Here is an 18691-nt window from a genome sequence, read left to right as displayed (position 1 = left end):
AGCATCGCCGCGTGAAATTCTCTATGTGTGGTGGATTCCAACGACGATCGGAGAAGATGGCGATGGCGCGGACGCCTGTGCTGGCGGCGGGAGGCATTGTGTTGCGGCAGGCGGCGACGCCGCTGGTCGCGATCGTGCGCCTGCGCAAGCGCAACGAATGGGTCCTGCCGAAGGGCAAGCTCGATCGCGGCGAGACGCCGCGCGACGCGGCCGAGCGCGAAGTCAATGAAGAGACCGGGCACGATGTCGCCGTGCACGAGTTCCTCGGTACGCTGGTCTACGAATCCCGCGGCGGCTCCAAGGTCGTGCACTTCTGGCGGATGGAAGCGGGAGCCGAGCCGGTCCGTAAACTGATGCGCGACGTGAAGGCGGTGGAGTGGCTGCCGCTGGCGGATGCGGTCGAGCGGCTGTCGCGCGGCTATGAGCGGGCGTTTCTGGAAAATGTCGGGCCGATCGCGATGGCTGCGGGGAGGGTTATGCAGACAGGAACCGCAGTCGATCGTGCGCCCGAGCCTGTGCGTGTTGAAACGATCCCCGAAGTCAGGGATCGCCGCAGCCTCGTGCAGAAAATGCGGGACTGGTTTCGACGCGCGGCGTGATCTCTGCTGGTTCGTCATGCCCGGCCTTGTGCCGGGCATCCACGTCTTGCTTCCGCAAGTAAGACGTGGATGGCCGGGTCAAGCCCGGCCATGACGGAAACAGAAAAACGCCACGTCCGGTATCCCCGGGCATGGCGCTTTCTCATCTTACATAGAGTGTTGATCAGCCGCGCTTGTGCGGGGTCAGGTTCAGCGGCTTCGACGGCTTGGCCGACGGCGCGTAGCTGACGGGTGTCGTGGCCGGGGGCTCGTAACGGAACACGGCCTTGCAACCGTCGCTCAGCGACGCGCGCTGCCGGATCATGCAGGCGGTGACGCGATCGACATCGGGAATTTCCGCTCCGCACAGCCGCATCGCGTCGCCGGCGCACATCTGCTCCTGCTCTGGCGTATGGGCCTGCGAAACGGTCGTCAGCATCCCGAACGCAAGCGTGGCCGCGATCAGCAATTGGCAGTTACGGATGGTGGAGCGTGCGAAAGCCATGGTGTGTCCCTCTTGCAGGTTTGGTGAGTGGTGCGCCCGGGTTGCGCGCCGGGTGGCGCCTCGTTGGGCAAGAGAACTACGCGGGCTTGGTTTCGGGATTTCTTCGTCGCGGGACCAAAACGGTTTCGTCGCGCGGAGAATTGTTTCGTCGCGTACGTCCTTGGCGTGTCATTCCGGGGCGATGCAAAGCATCGAACCCGGAATCTCGAGATTCCGGGTTCGCACTTCGTGCGCCCCGGAATGACCGGGCGCTATTTAAAACGAAATATCAGCTCACGCGCTTCCAGGTCTGGCCGCCGCAGAACATGCCGCCGAAAGCGCAGCCCTGCACGCGGAGCGAGCCGTTGCTCTTCATCGACATCGTCGAGTCGTACTTGCGGCCGCTGTCGGGATCGTTGATCCGGCCGGCCCACTTCGAGCCCTGCGGTCTCATGTTGATCAGGATCTTTTCGCCGGTCTTGACGGCATAGCCGCAGAGATTGTCGCCGCACTGCTCGATGCGGACATTGCCCTTGTTCTCTTCGGTGGCCCAGACGCCGATCGGCGAGTTCGGATCGGACGCGGGGCCAGCGTCAACCGGAGCCGGAGCAGGCGCTGAGTACCTGGATGGGGCCGGCTCGGCAGCCGGCGCGGGTGCCGGTGGTGCGACGTCGGTTTGCGGAGGCGCGGCGGCGTAGGTGGTTGGAGCCGGGGCAGGGGCAGGGGCAGGTGCCGCCGCCTGGTCAGGAGCCGGGGCCGGAAGGCGGTCCTGCCTTTGAGGCGCTGCCGCGTAGTCATCGTCGTTGTAGCGCCTGGGCTGGTAGCCGTTGTAACGGGGCTTCCCGGCCGCCGGCGCGTAATCATCATTGTAGCGCTTGGAGTCGCTGTATTCAGGCCGAGCCGGCGCCGGCGCGACATCGTCATCATCGTCGTAGCGGTTGGACTTGAGGCCCTTGAAGCCGGGCGCCGTGATGTTGATGCAGGACAGCGAGGCACAGCCGCGCGGCGCTTCGATGCGGACGCGCTGGCCTTCGATCTGGAACGAGATGCCTCCGGCATGGGCCGAGGTGGTGGCCAACAGCAGGGCTGCGAGGATGTAGAGCTTCTTCATGAGAGCCTCCTGGGCGGCTTGAATTGGTTGGCGATGAACTTGCGCAGACCCTATGCCCGGCCGGGTTCGCCTTCTGTGATGTAGGTCACGGGGGACCCAGGTGACTCAAATCACATCCAGGGGAACCGGCCGCGGCCTAGCTTGTGCGCTCAACCCGGGGAGGGTCCGATGAAGCGCCTTTGTTTTCTGGCCGTGCTGATGCTGCTCAGTCCGTCCGCGTATGCGGGCGATTCGATTTCATTCGTGGTCGGCGGCCATCGCATCCAGATCGACGCGTCCAGATATTGCCGTTCGACCTCCTGCGCCTCGGTTTCGATTTCGGGTACCTCGCGTAACCGAAGTCGTTATGACGACCGAGGTCGCTATGACGACCGGGATCGTTACAACGACGATGATCGCTATCGCGATGATCGCAGGATCAGCGAGTCAACGAGGACATTGCCAACCGCACCGGCGGTAGCTCCGCCCCCGGTTCAATCCATTGCCGCTCCGCCGCCGGCCGTGTACAGGCCGGCCGCCGCCGCGACGCAAATCGTGCCTGCGCCGCAGTCGCCCGCTCCGCCGGCAACACTCGCTGTTCCGCCCGCGCCACCGCCGCCGCCACCGGTTGCGAAGCCGGCCGAGCCGGTGCGCCCGACGCCGGTGGCCGTGCCGCAGATTTCGCGTGTCTCGAATGATCTCGCCGACGATGCCGACACGCCGATCGGCGACTGGCAGACCGAAGGCAAGGGATTGGTTCGTATCGCCAAATGCGGCAACGCGCTGTGCGGCTACGTGCTCAATTCGTCCTCCAACGACAAGGGCGAGGCCGTCCTGATCAACATGAAGCCGAAGAGCGAGAAGCAGTGGACCGGCAGCGTCTACAGCCAGGCCAGCGGCGACACCTATTACGGCACCATGGACATGAAAGGCCAGAACACGCTGCGCGTCGAAGCCTGCGCGCTCGGCCGCTTCTACTGCTCGGGCAACAACTGGCGCCGGATCAACGCCACGGCGGAAAGCCTGATGTCATCGCGGCAGACTCTCGCGGAGCCGCGGTCGTAATCATCACGCATAAAAAATGCCCGGTGGAGCGACCACCGGGCGAACAGTTTTCGATTGGCTTCGAGCCTGGAAGGGGAAGCCTAGAACACGCCGATCACAATGGCGCCGACGAAGGCGAATGCGAGATACGCGGTTACAACGCTCAGTCTGCTGACCATGGTCATGGGAATACTCCCTTGGTTCACGTCGTGCCCGCTCATAACGCTTTAGGCTAACAAAGCGTTCCCGGCCCAAACAAGTCAGCGTTGCTGTCCATCCCCGCCTGTCCACAGCGGGCCGCTCCGGGCAACATGGTAAATAATTCATGAAATCAACGTGTTGAAGACTTCTTAAATAAATTCGCCGAACGTGCGCGGATGACGCGTGGAGTTCGTTTGTATCTCGTCGGCTCCTTCGTCCTTGTCTCCTTGGCGGGTTGCGGCCGCGGACTTTTTCAGTCCGCCGAGCGCGAACCGTGGCGGGCCGAGGCCGAGGTCGCATGCCTAAAATCCGGTGCGGTCAAGGAGACCCCCGAACTGGTCCGGATTGACCCGATTTCCGGTCCCGGCGCCTGTGGCGCGCAATTTCCGCTGAAAGTCGCAGCCCTCGGCGAGGGCAGCCCGAGTTTCGGTTTTGCCGACGAGTTGCGGCCACCCCGCGCTATCGGCAACCAGCCGCGCTGGCCGGTCCGGCCGGCGCCTGCCGCCGCACCGTCGCAGACCTATTCCGATACGGCACTGCGCCAGCCGAGCTATGGCGCGCCGTCCAACGGGCCGGTCTCGCTGACCGCGCCGGGCGTGGCCCAGCAGGACGACGAAATCGATCTGCCGACCGAAGGCGCGCCGCAATCGCGCGACCCGCGCGGCGGCGGCTCTTATGTGGCCGCGCCTTCTTATCCGCCGCGCGACCGCTACCCGTCATCCCCGAATTATTCGCCGGCACCCTATTCGCAGGCGCCAGCCGCCGCGCCGCCGCGGCTCGGACCGACGCTGGGCGATCCCGTCAACACGGTGGGGCCGGTCGCGATCAAACCGACCGCGACGCTGGCCTGTCCGATCGTCTCGGTGCTCGATCGGTGGCTCGCCGACTCGGTGCAGCCCGCAGCCCAGCGCTGGTTCGGCGTGCGCGTGGTCGAGATCAGGCAGATCTCCGCCTATTCCTGCCGCGGCATGAACGGCAATCCGAACTCGCATATTTCCGAACACGCTTTTGGCAATGCGCTCGACATCGCCTCCTTTACGCTGGCCGATGGCAGGCGCGTGACGGTGAAGGGCGGCTGGCGCGGCATGCCGGAAGAGCAGGGCTTTCTGCGCGACGTGCAGGCGAGCGCCTGCCAGCAGTTCAACACCGTGCTGGCGCCGGGCTCCAACCGCCATCACGAGGACCATATCCACGTCGATCTGATGCGCCGCTCCAGCGGGCGGGTGATCTGCCAGCCTTCAGCGGTGTCCGGCGATCAGGTCGCGGGTAGGGCCGGAGGGCGCAGTCCCTACGCTTCATCGCGCGAGCCCTACGTGACGGGTTCGCTCGGCGGCAGGCGGGCGCACCGGCACTCCAGCAAGGTCAACGAAGAAGACGAGTTCGACGGGCATTAGCCCCAGGTCTGTAGGGTGGGCAAAGCGAAGCGTACCCATCGATCGGCACGCGCGGTTGTAATGGTGGGCACGGCGCCTGCGCGCCTTTGCCCACCCTACGAAATCTTACGCAGCCAATTTCTCCAGCACATCGCGCACCACGCCTTCCAGCAGATCGAGCTTGTAGCCCGTCATCGGCAAGGGCTTTGCGCCTGAGGTCGCAAGCTTGGCGGCCACTTCAATGTTCAACGCATTGGCCGCTTTGCCCTGCACGGCGGCCTCCGCCGCCTTTAGCCGCAGCGGCACCGGCGCGATGCCGCCGGCGGTGAGGCGGATGAACTGGAACGCGCCGTCCTTGATAACCGCGCGGGCGCAGATTTCGACCAGCGGCCATTCCGCATAGGCGCGGCTGATCGCGCGCTTGTAGAACGCGCGCTCGCCTTGCAACGGCTTGGGCAGTTCAATGCCCCGGATCATCTCGCCCGGCTGCAGCAAATTGTCGACGGTGCCGTTGGAGCCGTCGCCGAGCACATCCGGGATCGACAGCCCGCTTCGCGTGTAGGTGATGATGGTCGCGTCATAAGCCAGCAGCGCGGCCGCCATCGTGGAAGGATGCGGCGCCACGCAGGGGCCGAGATCGAAGGCGACATGATAGAGGTGATTGCCGTTGCGGGCGGGACAATCGGTGCCGCCCTTCTTCAGGCAGGCGATATGCGGATTTCGATAATACCAGCAGCGTGAACGCTGCGCGATATTGCCGCCGAGCGTTGCGAGATGACGGATCTGCGGCGTCGCGAGGCCCTGCGCCGACGCCGCAATGCCGGGATAGGCGGCGGCGATGCTTCGATCGGCGGCGATCGCAGCGATCGTCGTGTAGGCGCCGATGCGCAGCGTGCCGTCGGCGCCCCAGTTCATACCCGAGATGTCAGACGCGGGCACGATGTCCATCAGCGGGCCCTTCGAGACGCCGCTGCGGCGGCGTTCGGAAAGGTCGGTGCCGGCGGCGCGGAATTCGGTCGTCATGGCTGATGTCATGCGGCGGCCCTCCCTTTCAGGGCTGAGATCAAACGGTCGGGGCGGATCGGCAACTCCATCGGCCGGATGCCGGTGGCGTTGTAGATCGCGTTGGCGACCGCAGGTGACGTCGGCACGGTGGCGACCTCGCCGATGCCGACGCTACCGCCGAGCACGTGATCGAAACCCGCTTCGTCGAAATGCACGTCGATCACGGGCGTGTCGGCGATCCCTGGAATCCGGTAATCCTCCAGCCCGCCGCTCAGCGTATCGCCGGTTCGCCCGTCGATCTCGCGGGCTTCGTAAAGCGCGTAGCCGATGCCTTGAATGACCGAGCCCGCCGCCTGGCTTCGCGCCAGCGCGGGCGCCGCGATCTTGCCGACCGCAATGCCGGTGTGGACGTTGAGGACGCGGACATGGCCGAGCCAGGTATCGACTTCGACCTCGATCACCTGCACTGAACTTGGCACGCCGGCGCCGATCACCATGTTGGACATCCAGCGCATCATCTTGCCGAATATCCAGCCCAGAATCCCCACCTGCTTCAGCGGCGACTCAACGCCCGGCGCCATCTGCCTGCTGTCCTCCGGCCGCACGCCTGATGCGGTGAGGTCGGGCGAGGCCGCCAGCAATTCGCGCCACGGCGCATTCGAGCCCGGCGCCGGCTTTCGTTTTGCATTTTTTTCGATCGTGGCCTTGAGCTTTTGAATCGCGAGCAATGTCGGCGGCACCACCGAGGCGGTGGTGCGGCTGCCACCCGAGCCCGGGCCTACCGGCAGCTTGGAATCGCCGATCTGAACCTCGACCTCGTGCGGCTCGAGTCCGAATTCGCGTGCCACCGTATTGGCGATCACGGTGCGGCTGCCGGTGCCGATATCCTGGATCGCCGTGCTCGCGATCAGGCGTCCGCCCTTGACCGACACTTCCACTTTCGAGCCGGGCTGCCAGAGATAAAGCCAGTAGCCGGTGGCGACGCCGACGCCGCGGCGATAGCGGCCGGTCTGCTCGGCCGGTGACTTCCGGTTGCGCCAGACGTCGAGCCCTTGCGCCCATTCATAAAGCCGCCGGCGGTTGGGATCGGTATCCCAGCGTTTGCGCAGCTCGATCGGATCGACCTTCATTCGCAGCGCGGCTTCGTCGATCGCCTGCTCCACCGCGAATGCCATCGGCGGTCCGCCGGGCCCGCGAAACGCCGCCCCGGGCGGCAAATTGCTGATGACGTCGAAATCGGCCAGTTCCTTGCCTTCCGCCGGATAGATCAGCCGTGCCAGGGTGGCGATGGTGGAATTGATCGCGGCGCCGGTGTCGGCGTAGGCCGTGAGCGACAGCGCCTTCAAGCCGCCCTGCTCGGACGGCAGCAGCGCGAGCTTGACCTCCGACGCCGGCCGATAGCCGGTCACCGAGAGCTCTTCGTGGCGGTCGAAGGCGACGCGGACCGGCGCCTTGGCGGCGCGCGCCAGATCGATCGCGATCGTCGTCTCCGCGCCGAGGCTGGCCTTGGAGCCGAAACCGCCGCCGACATGGTCGGCGATCACGCGCACCTTGTCGTGGTCGAGCTTGTAACGCTTGGCGATCAGCTCCATCAGATGGAACACGCTCTGCGTCGAGGCGTGCACCGTGAGGCGGTCGCCTTCGAAATGCGCGACTGACGCGTGCGGCTCCAGGCAGGTATGCGATTGCGTGCCGGTCCGGAACACGCCTTCGACCAGCAACGGATTTTTCTCCTGCCGCGCGCTTTCGACCCAGCTCCGCACTTGCTTCGGCTTGAGCGAGAACGCAGCTGACGGTCCGCGGATGTTTGCCTTCCACGGCGCCGGCGCACCGGCGCCTTCGGAGACGTTGCCGGCTTTCTTGCGGTCGGCCTTTTCGAACACCACAGGCGCATTGGGCTTGCGGGCTTCATCGAGCCCGATCACCGAGGGCAGCTTTTCGCTGGATATTTTGATCGTGGCAATCGCTGCCAGCGCGATCTTGCGATCCCTGGCCGCGACGGCGGCGATGGGCTGGCCGACAAAGCGGACGATACGGTCTTCAGCGAGCAGCGAGATCGCGGCGCCGACACCCGGCAGCGCCAGCGCGGGCGCGAGGTCGAGCTCTGCGATTTTGCCATGCGCGATCTCTGAGCGCAGGATGACGCCTTCGAGCTGGCCTTCATGCCTGACGTCGACGGTGTATTTCGCCGCACCCGTCACCTTGTCGCGCGCCTCGACGCGCGGCGAGACGATGTCGCCGCCGTCGAACTGGCCGCTGCAGGCCGCGGCCACCGCGCTGAAGATGCCGTCATAGGCGCCGCAGCGGCACAGATGCCCCGACAGGACAGCGCCGATTTCATCGCGCGAAGGTGTTGCCGTTCCTCGTGTCGCGCGCCAGTGGTCGTGAAACGCCGCGGCCTCGACGATGAAGCCCGGCGTGCAGAACCCGCATTGCAGCGCGTCGTGCACCATGAACGCCTTCTGAACCGGGTGCAGCTTTTCGGCGCCGATGCCCTCGACCGTGGTGACTGTCTTGCCGGCGGCGGCGCGGGCCGGCATCAGGCAACTCGCCACCGGCGCGCCATCCACCAGCACGGTGCAGGCGCCGCAAACGCCGGCGCCGCAGACGAGCTTGGTGCCGGTGAGGTCGAGATCGCTTCTAACCACATCGATCAGCATGGCGTCGAGGTCGTCGGGCAGGGGGGCGACACGGCCGTTGATCGTCATCGTACTCATCTGCGATCTCCTGATTTGCGGGCGGTTTTGCTTGCGACAGGTTTTCTTGCAGTTTTTCTTAACCGCGGCTTCGGCGACGGGCTCACGGCGCCGGCGACCAGCGTGCGCACCATGATGCCGAAATCCCGCAGGAAGGCGTCGGCCGGCTGCATCGCAGGATAGGCGGACTTGGTGCCGTTGAACGCCATTTCGACGCAGCGCGCGAAGTCGGGCGCGGTCATGCCCTTGATCGCGAGACGTTGCTTGCGGCAGACGCGTTCGATCGTGGACGTCAGCTGCGCGGCATAATGCGCGGCATATTTCTGGTAGATGTCGCGGGCCTGCAGCAGGTGCTCGGAGAACAGCTCTTCGATATGGGGCGAACCCTCGAGCGGCGCGATCAACTGCCCGATCCGCGCGGTGATCTCGGCGATCAGGATGTCGGCGAGACCGCCGCCGGCCTTTTCGGTGGCCTCGCCCGCCGCGATCTCGGCGGCCAGCGCGTTCTCATGCAGCCGCTCGATCACGGCGCGGAACAGTTCTTCCTTGGACTTGAAATGATGGTAGAGCGCCTGACGCGTCAGGCCGGCGGCCTCCGCCGCCTGCTCGATCGACGAGCGCCGAAACCCCTGCCGGCGGAACACCAGCATGGCGGCATCGAGGATGCGGTCGCGGGGCTTCATTTGACGAATTTGACAAAATGAGACGAAGTGTCAAATGACGGATTTGTGTTGGGGCGCGGCTAACTGCCCCACGTCTCGCTGCCGGTCGCGGCGGCCGAGTTCAAGGACCATTTACGGATCACCGGCGTCCGAAAATTCCGCCGACCACGCCGCCCACGACGCCGCCGATCACACCAACCGGACCGCCGCCGCCCCCGCCGCGACGTCGGGCCCGGCGGTCGTTGCCGGACTTGTTGTCGCGGATGCTGGCGTTCGCCGTCGAGACGGAATCGTTCAGGAGTGCCTGATGCTGCAACGTGTTGAGGAAACCGGTCTTGGGATAGTCTCGCGCGGCCTGCCAGCGTGTGATGACGGCGCGGGTCCGCGCGTCGAACTTTCCGTTCGCCCTGGTGTCGAAGCCGAGACGGGTCAGACGGCGCTGCAGGTCGCGGCGCTTGGGCTTGTCGAGGCCGATCCGATCCTCGGTTTCCTGCGTTGCTTCGTCGGTGAAGACCGCCTCATCGACGGATGCGGCCTGATCGCGCGTGGTGGTGCTTGGCCCGGCCTTGGCAGCATCCGAGCAGACAAGAATTCCCAGGATCGACAAGGCTAGGATCAAGACACGCATGGCCTATTGTTCCCCCGAGTCTCTCAAATGATTTCGCTTTGAGAGCCTGCGTCGGTGCAAATACGAACCCGGCTTTTGAATCAAAGGTCGATTTTGGTTTCGTCGCTGGCAACTGCTGGCGGGAACACTTGTTCCATAGCGGGCGTCGATTGTTGCACCGCATGACACTCAATGATGGCGGTCGCCGCAGCGGCAGCCCGCATGAGCGGGTCGCGCGAATGCGCGCCCGATGACAGGCTCCACGACATGCGGGATCAGGGGCCGGACACCCGGATGTCGCTCCGGGCTACATTGTTGCTTTGCCCAATTAAACGAACTTGATCCCGATCAGGTCGCCCTTCTTCCAGGCGACCTTGCAGGCCCTGCCCGGGGAGGCCCGGTCAAATTTCAGATGAAAATGCGGCTTGACGAATTGCGGGTCTTCCACCCGCAATCGCGCACCGCCTTCCGAAATGTCGATGACGGTGCATTGACGCGCGGCAAAACTGCCGTCGATGGTCATCCATGCGGGCTGGTTGGTTCGCCGGCGAGAGGGCCGGGTCCTTCGACCGAAAATTGTCATGGCACATACCTCCCGCCGATCAAACGCGCTGAGGGGACGCCTGGTTGCAGTTGCGGACAATTTGAACGAACGGGAAGGCGCGGGGCGGAGTTATTGCGTTTGGAGTTTTCCAAAACTCAATTCGGAAAAAACTGTCGTCCCGGCCTTGAGCCGGGACCCATAACCACCGAATCCTGATGTTGCACCAAGCTGGAGCTCCAATCACTTTCGCCACTGAAACGTGTGGTTATGGGTCCCGGCCTTCGCCGGGACGACGGATTGGAGCGAATGCCGGTTACCTGCGATCTACTTCGCCCGATACGCTGTCAGAAACACCCGCGTCGCGCTGTCGACGACGGTTGCGATCTGCTCCGGCGACGGTGAGGGCTTGGCCTGGAAGATGAAAGCCTGAAACAGCGTCGCCTGGCACATTTGCATGAACTGCCAGGCCGCCAGTTCGTAATCGTCGATCACGAGCTCGCCGAGCCGTCCCCGCGCCTCAAGATAGGCGGCGAAGCGATTGACGGTGCGGGCCAGCACATTGTCATAAAATCTGCGGCCGACTTCCGGCATCCGCTCCGCAATCGACATCACGGTGCGGATCGCCGAGCCGCCGCCGGGACGACAAAGCACCTGGATGTAGGCCCGGCCGAATTCCGGCAGCGTGATGTCTACGTCGCGGTCGGGATCGAAATTGAATGCGGTTTTGCCCTGTTCGATCGATTCTTCCTCGACGATGGCTTCGAACAGGCGGTGCTTGTCGGCGAAATAGACGTAGAGCGTTCCCTTGGAGACGCCGGCGGAGCGCGCGATCTCGCCCATGCTGGCGCCGTCGAAACCGAGATCCAGGAACACTTTCCGCGCGCCATCAAGGATCTGGCGGCGCTTCGAGGAATCCTCGTCGGCGATGACATCAAGCCTATGCGACGTGTCTGCAACCATTGGTTTATCTTCTCGGGAAAGATTTCAACCGGACATATGCACGGGAAGGTGCTTTCGATCTATGGTCCCTTCACGCAAATGTATCTTGACCGAACCGTTCGGTCAATGTTAATTCTGGAAATGACGATGCCTACACGGCCGGGGTTCGGCTGCGTCTGCACCGTGCATGAGTAATGGGGAGGCCGGGTATGGCCGCAGCGAGAGACCAGGCCGCGCGCGTCGTTCGGCAACAGCCGGAGGCGTCGGCTCGTCAGGAGCCGGAGGCGGCAACGGCCGAAGACGAAGCCGCGCGCGACCCCGCCCAGTTGGCGGACCAGCTTCGAGCTCACGTTGCGGAAGAAACCAGGCGCCAGCCGGCAGCTGCTCCAGGCGCGCCGGCAACCGACAGGCCGGCCGCACCGCCCGCCGATGCCGCACAACCCGCCGCGCCGAAATCCGGCAAGCGCAAATTCGTGATGATGGGCGTGTTCGCGTTGCTGGCACTCGCGGCCGTCAGCTACGGCGTCTACTACACATTCATCGGGCGCTTTTACATCTCGACCGACGACGCCTATGTGCGTGCCAACAATACCACGCTGGGTGCGCGGGTCGCGGGCCATATCGCGGCGATCATTCCCGTCGATAATACAATCGTTCGCGCCGGCGACGTGATCTACAAGATCGATGACGGCGATTACCGGATCGCCGTGGAGGCCGCGCGCACCAAGATCGCGACCCAGCAGGCCACCATCGACCGCATCGGCCGTCAGGTGGCGGCGATGGAAAGCGCGGTCGAGCAGGCCAAGGCGCAACTCGTCTCCGCGGAAGCGGCGCTGAAGCGCGCCGGTCTCGACTTCGACCGCCAGCAGGCGCTGAGCACCAAGGGCTTTGCCTCGCGCGCCACATTCGAGGTTTCCGAAGCCGGCCGCGATCAGGGTGTGGCGCAGGTAAAATCGGCGCAGGCCGCCCATGATGCCGCGCGCGACAATGTCGAGGTGACCAGGGCGCAGCAGAACGAGGCCCGCGCCCAGCTGGCGGAGTTGCAGACCACGTTGGCCAAGGCCGAGCGCGATCTCGCCTTCACCTCGGTGCGTGCGCCGGTCGACGGCACCTTCTCCAACCGCATCGTCAACACCGGCGATTTCATCCAGGCCGGCCAGCGCCTCGGCAATGTGGTGCCGCTCAACGACGTCTTCATCGACGCCAACTATAAAGAAACGCAGCTCAAGCGCATCCGTCCCGGCCAGCCCGTGACGATTTCCGTGGATGCTTACGGCCATCGCAAGTTCGCTGCCGTGGTCGACAGCATCTCGCCCGCGGCGGGCTCGGTGTTCACGCTGCTGCCGCCTGACAACGCCACCGGCAACTTCACCAAGATCGTGCAGCGGCTGCCGGTGCGGATCCGGGTGCCGAAGGATGTCGCGAAGCAAAACCTGCTGCGCGCGGGCATGTCGGTCTACACCACCGTCAACACCCGTGACGGCGCGGCCGATGCCGACAACGAGGCCGACCTCGACGCGTCGCCGATGCTTCATCCGAAGTAATTTTATAGCGCCGGGGTTAGCCCGGCGCGCGTCCTGAGCAGATCATGGCAGACGCCACCACCGCATCGCCGTCGATGATACCAGCCGCAAGCGTGCCGGACGAGCGCATCCCGCCGCGGCGGCTGTTTGCGTTCCTCATCATGGTGTTTGGGATGTTCATGTCGATCCTGGACATCCAGATCGTCTCGGCATCGCTGTCGGAGATCCAGGCCGGGCTTTCGGCAAGCTCGAGCGAAGTGTCGTGGGTGCAGACCTCGTATCTGATCGCCGAGGTGATCGCGATTCCGCTTTCCGGGTTCCTGTCGCGCGCGTTCGGCACCCGCCTGCTGTTTGCGATCTCCGCCTCCGGCTTCACCATCGCGAGTTTCTTCTGCGGTTTCGCCTCGACGATCGAGCAGATGATCGTATGGCGCGCGCTGCAGGGATTTCTCGGCGCCGGCATGATCCCGACCGTGTTCGCCTCCGCCTATACGGTGTTTCCGCGCTCGAAATTCTACATCGTCGGCCCGATCATCGGCCTCGTCGCGACGCTGGCGCCGACGATTGGTCCCACTGTCGGCGGCTACATCACCGACCTGATGTCGTGGCACTGGCTGTTCTTCATCAACATCATTCCCGGCATCGGCATCACCATCGGCGTGCTGATCCTGGTCGATTTCGACGAGCCAAACTTCAAGCTGCTCGAACATTTCGACTGGTGGGGCCTGCTGTTCATGGCGGGCTTCCTCGGCTCGCTCGAATATGTGCTCGAGGAAGGCCCGCAATATCAGTGGCTGCAGGATACGTCGGTCGCGATCTGCGCCGCCGTCTGTCTGGCGTCGGCGATCGCGTTTTTCTGGCGCGTGCTGACAGCGCATGAGCCGATCGTCGACATCAGGACGTTCGGCGACCGCAATTTTGCCATCGGCTGCCTGATTTCGTTCTGCGTCGGCATCGGGCTGTACGGCCTGACCTACGTTTATCCGCGTTATCTCGCCGAAGTGCGCGGTTACAGCGCGCTGATGATCGGCGAGACCATGTTCGTCTCCGGGATCGCCATGTTCCTCACCGCGCCGATCGTCGGACGGCTGATGACCAAGGTCGACATGCGTTACCTCATCGCCTTCGGGCTTTGCAGCTTCGCGCTCGGCTCCTATTTGATGACCTGGATCACCCGCGAATATGATTTCTATGAACTGCTGGTCCCGCAAATCCTGCGCGGCGTCGGCATGATGTTCGCGATGGTGCCGACCAACACCATCGCGCTCGGCACGCTGGCGCCGGAGCGGGTCAAGAACGCCTCCGGCCTGTTCAACCTGACGCGCAATCTCGGCGGCGCGGTGGGGCTCGCGCTGATCAACCAGGTGCTGAACGAGCGCACCGATCTGCACATCTCGCGGCTGCACGAACGCGTCAATTGGGGCAACGCCACCGCGGTGGAGACGCTCAACATGTTTACCCAGCGCATGCAGGGCATGGGCGACGCCGCGCGGATGGCGATGAAGCAATTATCGCAGATCGTCCACCGCCAGGCGGTGGTGATGGGGTTCGGCGACGCCTTCTTCATGCTGGCCGTGTTCTATGTCGGCCTCAGCCTTCTGGTCGTGCTGCTGAACAAGCCGCCGGCGTGGCAGGCGGGCGGCCCGGGGCATTGACACAAATGGCTCAGAAGGCGGTCTCGTAGCCCGCATGAGCGCAGCGACATGCGGGATTTCGACGGCAAGCTGTCGAAAAGTATGATTTGATCCTGTTATGGTCGGATACCGGCGAAATTTCATTCCGGGCGGAATGTACTTCTTCACGGTCACTCTCGCTGACCGGCGCTCGAGATTGCTTATCGACCAGATTAATCACCTGCGTAGCGCGTTGCGTACCGCTCGCCGCGAGCGGCCGTTCACGATAGACGCCGCCGTGATACTGCCCGACCATTTGCATGCAATCTTCACGTTGCCGCCAGACGATTTCGATTATTCGGGCCGCTGGCGCCGCATCAAAGGGCATTTCAGCAGCGCGTTGATTGATGCATCGATTGAATTGAACCGTCGGCCCAATGGTGAACTCGCGCTTTGGCAAAGACGATTCTGGGAGCATACTATCCGCGACGAAAGCGATTTCTCGTGGCACGTTGATTACATCCATTTCAACCCGGTCAAACACGGTTATGTGCGGCGCGTGCGCGATTGGCCGCATTCGTCGTTCCATCGCTATGTCAGGGACGGGACGTTGCCGGCTGATTGGGCTGGCGATGCAGGGCAAGATGGAGTGGAATTTGGGGAGCGGCCAGAAATGATCGGACGAGCCGGAGGCTGATCAAAGAGTTGTCCCGGATATCGCTGCGCTCATCCGGGCTACGATCGTTGGAATCCTCCAGGCTCACGCGGTTGTCATATTGCAAATCACCCGTGATGCATTTATAAGCGTGCGCATTGTCGCTCGAACGGGGGAGGATTTGCATGATTTCGTCTTATTCGCAGACCGCCCGCTCGCGTTCGATGCCTATGCTGGGCGCCGTACCGGGCCTTTGAGGCCCAATTTCGCCAGCGCTGACCGGGCCTGACGTCCCGATCATCCCAAGCTTCCCCGATCTTCAAAACTTCTCAACGAGTTACCGATTTTTTCAACGACGCTTGCGTTCGGTCCTGTGCCGTCCCTTGCGTCCTTTAAATGGAGCCGGCGTGCGCAGAACGCGGTGCCGGATGAGGCCATGACCGTTCAAACCAGCAAGCGTCCCGCGGCGATACGCGTGGTGATCCCGTTCGTGTTCCGGCACTGGCTCGAACAGCCCGCCCGCGCCAGCGTTGTTGCCGGCGGTTTGCTGGGCGCGACCGCAGCCGACCTGTTCATGCCGCTGTTCTCCGGCCATCTGGTCGATGCGCTGACCCAAGGCGCGTCTGATCCCGCTGCGCGCCGCGCGGCGATGATCGCCTTTGGCGGCATCGTGGCGCTGGGCGCGCTGTCGATGGTGCTGCGGCTGATCGGCCTGCAGGCGATCGTGCCGTTCACACTGAAGATCATGTCCGACGTGTCGCGCGACGCCTTCATGCGGGTGCAGCGCTTCTCGACCGACTGGCACGCCAACTCATTTGCCGGCTCGACCGTGCGCAAGATCACCCGCGGCATGTGGGCGCTCGACCTGCTCAACGACACCATCCTGATGGCGCTAGCGCCGTCGCTGACGGTGCTGTTGGGCTCGATGATCCTGCTCGGGCTGCACTGGCCCTCGCTCGGGGCGGTCATTGCGGTCGGCACGGTGATCTATGTCGCGATGACGATTGCGTTTTCGATGAATTACATCGCCCCTGCCGCGCGCGTCTCCAACGCCTGGGACACCAAGGTCGGCGGCACGCTGGCGGATGCCCTGACCTGCAACGCGGTGGTGAAATCCTTTGGCGCGGAAGCGCGCGAGGACGGGCGGCTGGCCGGCGTCATCGGCCGCTGGCGCACGCGCGTGCGGCGGACCTGGATACGCTACAACTACACCTCGACGGCGCAGCTCGCGGTGCTGCTGTGCTTTCGCACGTCCGTGATCGGCGGCGCGATCCTGCTGTGGATCGCGGGCCGCGCCACGCCGGGCGACGTCACCTATGTCTTGACCAGCTACTACATCATCCATGCCTACCTGCGCGATGTCGGCATGCACATCAACAATCTGCAGCGTTCGGTGAACGACATGGAGGAGCTGGTCGCGATCCACGCCGAGCCGATCGGCATCGCGGATGCGCCCGACGCCAGGCCGATCGACATCCAGGGCGGCCGCATCGTGTTCGACGGCGTGACGTTCCATTACGGCGGACATCGCGATCCCTTGTATGACGGCCTGTCGGTGGACATCCGCGCCGGCGAGCGTGTCGGCCTGGTCGGTCGCTCCGGCTCGGGCAAGACGACATTTGTAAAGCTGGTGCAGCGGCTCCACGACATCGGCGGCGGCAGGATCCTGATCGACGGTCAGGACATCGCCAAGGCGACGCAGCATTCGCTGCGCAGCCAGATCGCGATCGTGCAGCAGGAGCCGATCCTGTTTCACCGATCCTTGGCCGAGAACATCGCCTATGGCAGGCCCGGCGCCAGCATGGCCGCGGTCGAGCAGGCGGCGCGGCTGGCGAATGCGCACGACTTCATCCTGCGGTTGCCGAAGGGGTACGGCACGCTGGTCGGTGAACGCGGCGTCAAGCTGTCGGGCGGCGAGCGGCAGCGCGTCGCGCTGGCGCGGGCGTTCCTGGCCGATGCGCCGGTGCTGATCCTGGACGAGGCGACTTCCAGCCTCGACTCGGAGTCCGAAGGCCTGATCCAGCAGGCGATGGAGCGGCTGATGAAAGGCCGCACCTCGATTGTGATCGCGCACCGGCTGTCGACGGTGCGCAGCCTCGACCGGATCCTGGTGTTCGATCGCGGCAAGATCGTCGAGCAGGGCACCCACGCGATGCTGACGGCGCGCGCCGGGGGCATCTATCGCGGGTTGTTCGAACGGCAGGCGACGGAGTTCGGCCGCATTACGGCGGCGGAGTAAATGACATTGCGGCGCGCGGCCTTCCGAGGCCGCGTGTCAGAGACGGATTTGAAGCGGCGGATTTGAAATGAAAGACCTGACCCAGGGCTCCATCGTGAGCCACATCCTGAACATGGCGCCGCCGATTTTGGCCGGCATGGTCACGATCATGATCTGCCAGCTCGTCGATCTGTATTTCGTCGCGGGGCTTGGCGAAGCAGCCATCGCCGGTGTGGCGGCGGCCGGCAATCTCGGCTTTCTTCTCAATGGCGGGTTGCAGGTGCTGGGCGTCGGAACCGTCTCGCTGATCAGCCATGCGGTGGGCCGCAAGGATCGACCGGACGCCAATCTGGTGTTCAACCAGGCGCTCGGCCTGGCGGCCGTGTCCGGGTTGCTGACCTGGGTTGTCGGGTCCGCATTCGCCGGCGGTTACATGCGGATGGTGGCGGCTGACGAAGCCACCGTCGCGGCGGGCACGACCTATCTGCTTTGGTTCATGCCCGCGCTGGCGTTGCAATTCGCTTCGCGGGTGATGGGCGCCGCGCTGAGCGGTACCGGCATCGTGCGACCCAGTATGATCGTGCAGACGCTCGCGGTAATGATCAATATCGCGCTGGCGCCGGTCCTGATTTCGGGCTGGGGTACCGGCCTTGCGCTCGGCGTCGCGGGAGCCGGCCTTGCGAGTTCGCTCGCAGTCGTGATGGGCGTCCTGATGATGTGGATCTATTTCCGCAGGCTTGAGCGCTATGTCGGCTTCGATTTCGCGCAAATTCGTCCGCAGCTCCGGCAATGGAAGCGCATTCTCAATGTCGGCCTGCCGGCCGGCGGCGAGTTCGCGATTATCTTCCTCTGGATGGGCGTGATCTTCTACGCTTTGCGCGACTTCGGCGCGGCGGCCCAGGCCGGCTTCGGCATTGGGACGCGTGTGCTCGGCCTGATCCAGATGCCGGCGCTGGCGATCGCTATCGCCGCCGGACCGATCGCGGGGCAGAATTTCGGCGCCGGCAACGCCGCGCGCGTGCGGGAAACCTTCACCAAGGCCGCCGTGGTTGCCACGTTGGTGATGGTGACTTTCACGATCCTGGCGCAGTGGCAGCCCGGGCTGCTGCTCGGCGGCTTCGCGAACGATCCGGAAACGATTGCCGTTGCCATTCTGTTTTTGCAGATGGTCTCGCTGAACCTCGTGGCGCAGGGATTTACCTTTGTGAGCAACAGTATGTTTCAGGGGCTGGGCAACACCAAACCGATTCTGCTGAGCTCCGGCGCACGTTTGATCACCTACGCCTTACCGGTTCTCTGGCTCTCCGCCAGACCCGGGTTTCGCATCGAATATGCATGGTACATCTCGAACGCCACGACGACGCTGCAAGCCGCATTGAGTTTGTGGTTGCTGCACCTGGAGTTCAGGAAACGGCTGGCGCCGCTCAAGTCCGCGTTGCCGGCGGAGTGACGCTCAACG

16 protein-coding genes are annotated in these 18691 nt (G+C 64.2%); 8 read left to right on the top strand and 8 right to left on the bottom strand.

Translation table 11 applies throughout. The annotated features are described in order from the left end of the window. Positions 1-62: 62 nt before the first annotated feature. Positions 63-599: an NUDIX hydrolase gene (locus JQ629_RS03550; RefSeq protein WP_212411225.1), complete on the top strand. Its 537-nt coding sequence runs from the start codon at positions 63-65 to the stop codon at positions 597-599. A gap of 163 nt (positions 600-762) precedes the next feature. Here JQ629_RS03550 and JQ629_RS03545 read toward each other — a convergent pair whose 3' ends face one another. Both JQ629_RS03545 and JQ629_RS03540 read right to left on the bottom strand, forming a co-directional pair. Beyond that, positions 763-1083: a hypothetical protein gene (locus tag JQ629_RS03545; protein WP_249134797.1), complete on the bottom strand. Its 321-nt coding sequence runs from the start codon at positions 1081-1083 to the stop codon at positions 763-765. Positions 1084-1351: 268 nt separating this feature from the next. After that, positions 1352-2173: a DUF2147 domain-containing protein gene (locus JQ629_RS03540; RefSeq protein WP_212411224.1), complete on the bottom strand. Its 822-nt coding sequence runs from the start codon at positions 2171-2173 to the stop codon at positions 1352-1354. 168 nt (positions 2174-2341) lie between these two features. On the opposite strand from JQ629_RS03540, the gene JQ629_RS03535 reads away from it, so the two are divergent. Both JQ629_RS03535 and JQ629_RS03530 read left to right on the top strand, forming a co-directional pair. Further along, positions 2342-3217: a DUF2147 domain-containing protein gene (locus JQ629_RS03535; RefSeq protein ID WP_212411222.1), complete on the top strand. Its 876-nt coding sequence runs from the start codon at positions 2342-2344 to the stop codon at positions 3215-3217. Positions 3218-3573: 356 nt separating this feature from the next. Next, positions 3574-4791, top strand: a complete 1218-nt coding sequence (locus JQ629_RS03530; RefSeq protein ID WP_212411220.1) for an extensin-like domain-containing protein — start codon at positions 3574-3576, stop codon at positions 4789-4791. Between the two features lie 105 nt (positions 4792-4896). Here JQ629_RS03530 and JQ629_RS03525 read toward each other — a convergent pair whose 3' ends face one another. From JQ629_RS03525 to JQ629_RS03500, 6 genes are all read right to left on the bottom strand, one after another. Beyond that, positions 4897-5805, bottom strand: a complete 909-nt coding sequence (locus JQ629_RS03525; protein WP_212411218.1) for an FAD binding domain-containing protein — start codon at positions 5803-5805, stop codon at positions 4897-4899. Further along, complete coding sequence (locus JQ629_RS03520) at positions 5802-8492, bottom strand: molybdopterin-dependent oxidoreductase (protein WP_212411216.1); 2691 nt, start codon at positions 8490-8492, stop codon at positions 5802-5804. The genes JQ629_RS03525 and JQ629_RS03520 overlap by 4 nt, the downstream gene beginning before the upstream one ends. Beyond that, positions 8489-9154, bottom strand: a complete 666-nt coding sequence (locus JQ629_RS03515; RefSeq protein ID WP_212411214.1) for a TetR/AcrR family transcriptional regulator — start codon at positions 9152-9154, stop codon at positions 8489-8491. Before JQ629_RS03515 ends, JQ629_RS03520 begins: the two co-directional genes overlap by 4 nt. 118 nt (positions 9155-9272) lie before the next feature. After that, the gene (locus JQ629_RS03510) at positions 9273-9761 is read right to left on the bottom strand and encodes a peptidoglycan-binding domain-containing protein (protein WP_212411212.1); all 489 of its coding nucleotides are present in this window, start codon (positions 9759-9761) and stop codon (positions 9273-9275) included. Between the two features lie 307 nt (positions 9762-10068). Next, positions 10069-10323 carry a PilZ domain-containing protein gene (locus tag JQ629_RS03505; RefSeq protein WP_212411210.1) on the bottom strand — a complete coding sequence of 85 codons (255 nt, stop codon included), beginning with the start codon at positions 10321-10323 and terminating at the stop codon, positions 10069-10071. Positions 10324-10608: 285 nt separating this feature from the next. After that, positions 10609-11244 carry a TetR/AcrR family transcriptional regulator gene (locus JQ629_RS03500; protein WP_212411208.1) on the bottom strand — a complete coding sequence of 212 codons (636 nt, stop codon included), beginning with the start codon at positions 11242-11244 and terminating at the stop codon, positions 10609-10611. A 188-nt stretch (positions 11245-11432) separates the two neighbouring features. Between JQ629_RS03500 and JQ629_RS03495 the strand changes: the two genes are divergently transcribed. The 5 genes from JQ629_RS03495 (at position 11433) to JQ629_RS03475 (ending at position 18682) form a co-directional block, all read left to right on the top strand. Beyond that, positions 11433-12767 (top strand): HlyD family secretion protein, encoded by a 1335-nt coding sequence (locus JQ629_RS03495; protein WP_212411206.1) that lies wholly within the window; start codon positions 11433-11435, stop codon positions 12765-12767. A gap of 44 nt (positions 12768-12811) precedes the next feature. Next, positions 12812-14401, top strand: a complete 1590-nt coding sequence (locus JQ629_RS03490; protein WP_212411205.1) for a DHA2 family efflux MFS transporter permease subunit — start codon at positions 12812-12814, stop codon at positions 14399-14401. 97 nt (positions 14402-14498) lie between these two features. After that, entirely contained in the window at positions 14499-15056 is a 558-nt protein-coding gene (locus tag JQ629_RS03485; RefSeq protein ID WP_212411204.1) for an REP-associated tyrosine transposase, read from the top strand. Between the two features lie 394 nt (positions 15057-15450). Beyond that, on the top strand, positions 15451-17253 hold the full coding sequence (locus JQ629_RS03480; RefSeq protein ID WP_212411203.1) for an ABC transporter ATP-binding protein: 1803 nt from the start codon (positions 15451-15453) through the stop codon (positions 17251-17253). A gap of 67 nt (positions 17254-17320) precedes the next feature. Continuing rightward, a complete protein-coding gene (locus JQ629_RS03475; protein ID WP_212411202.1) occupies positions 17321-18682 on the top strand; it encodes an MATE family efflux transporter in 1362 nt (453 codons plus the stop codon). The last annotated feature ends 9 nt before the right edge of the window (positions 18683-18691 follow it).

Origin of the sequence: Bradyrhizobium sp. AUGA SZCCT0222 (assembly GCF_018130205.1) — a bacterium.
Taxonomy (GTDB): Bacteria; Pseudomonadota; Alphaproteobacteria; order Rhizobiales; family Xanthobacteraceae; genus Bradyrhizobium.
Note: the sequence above shows the minus strand (reverse complement) of the source record. Positions and strands in the feature narration are given on the sequence as shown.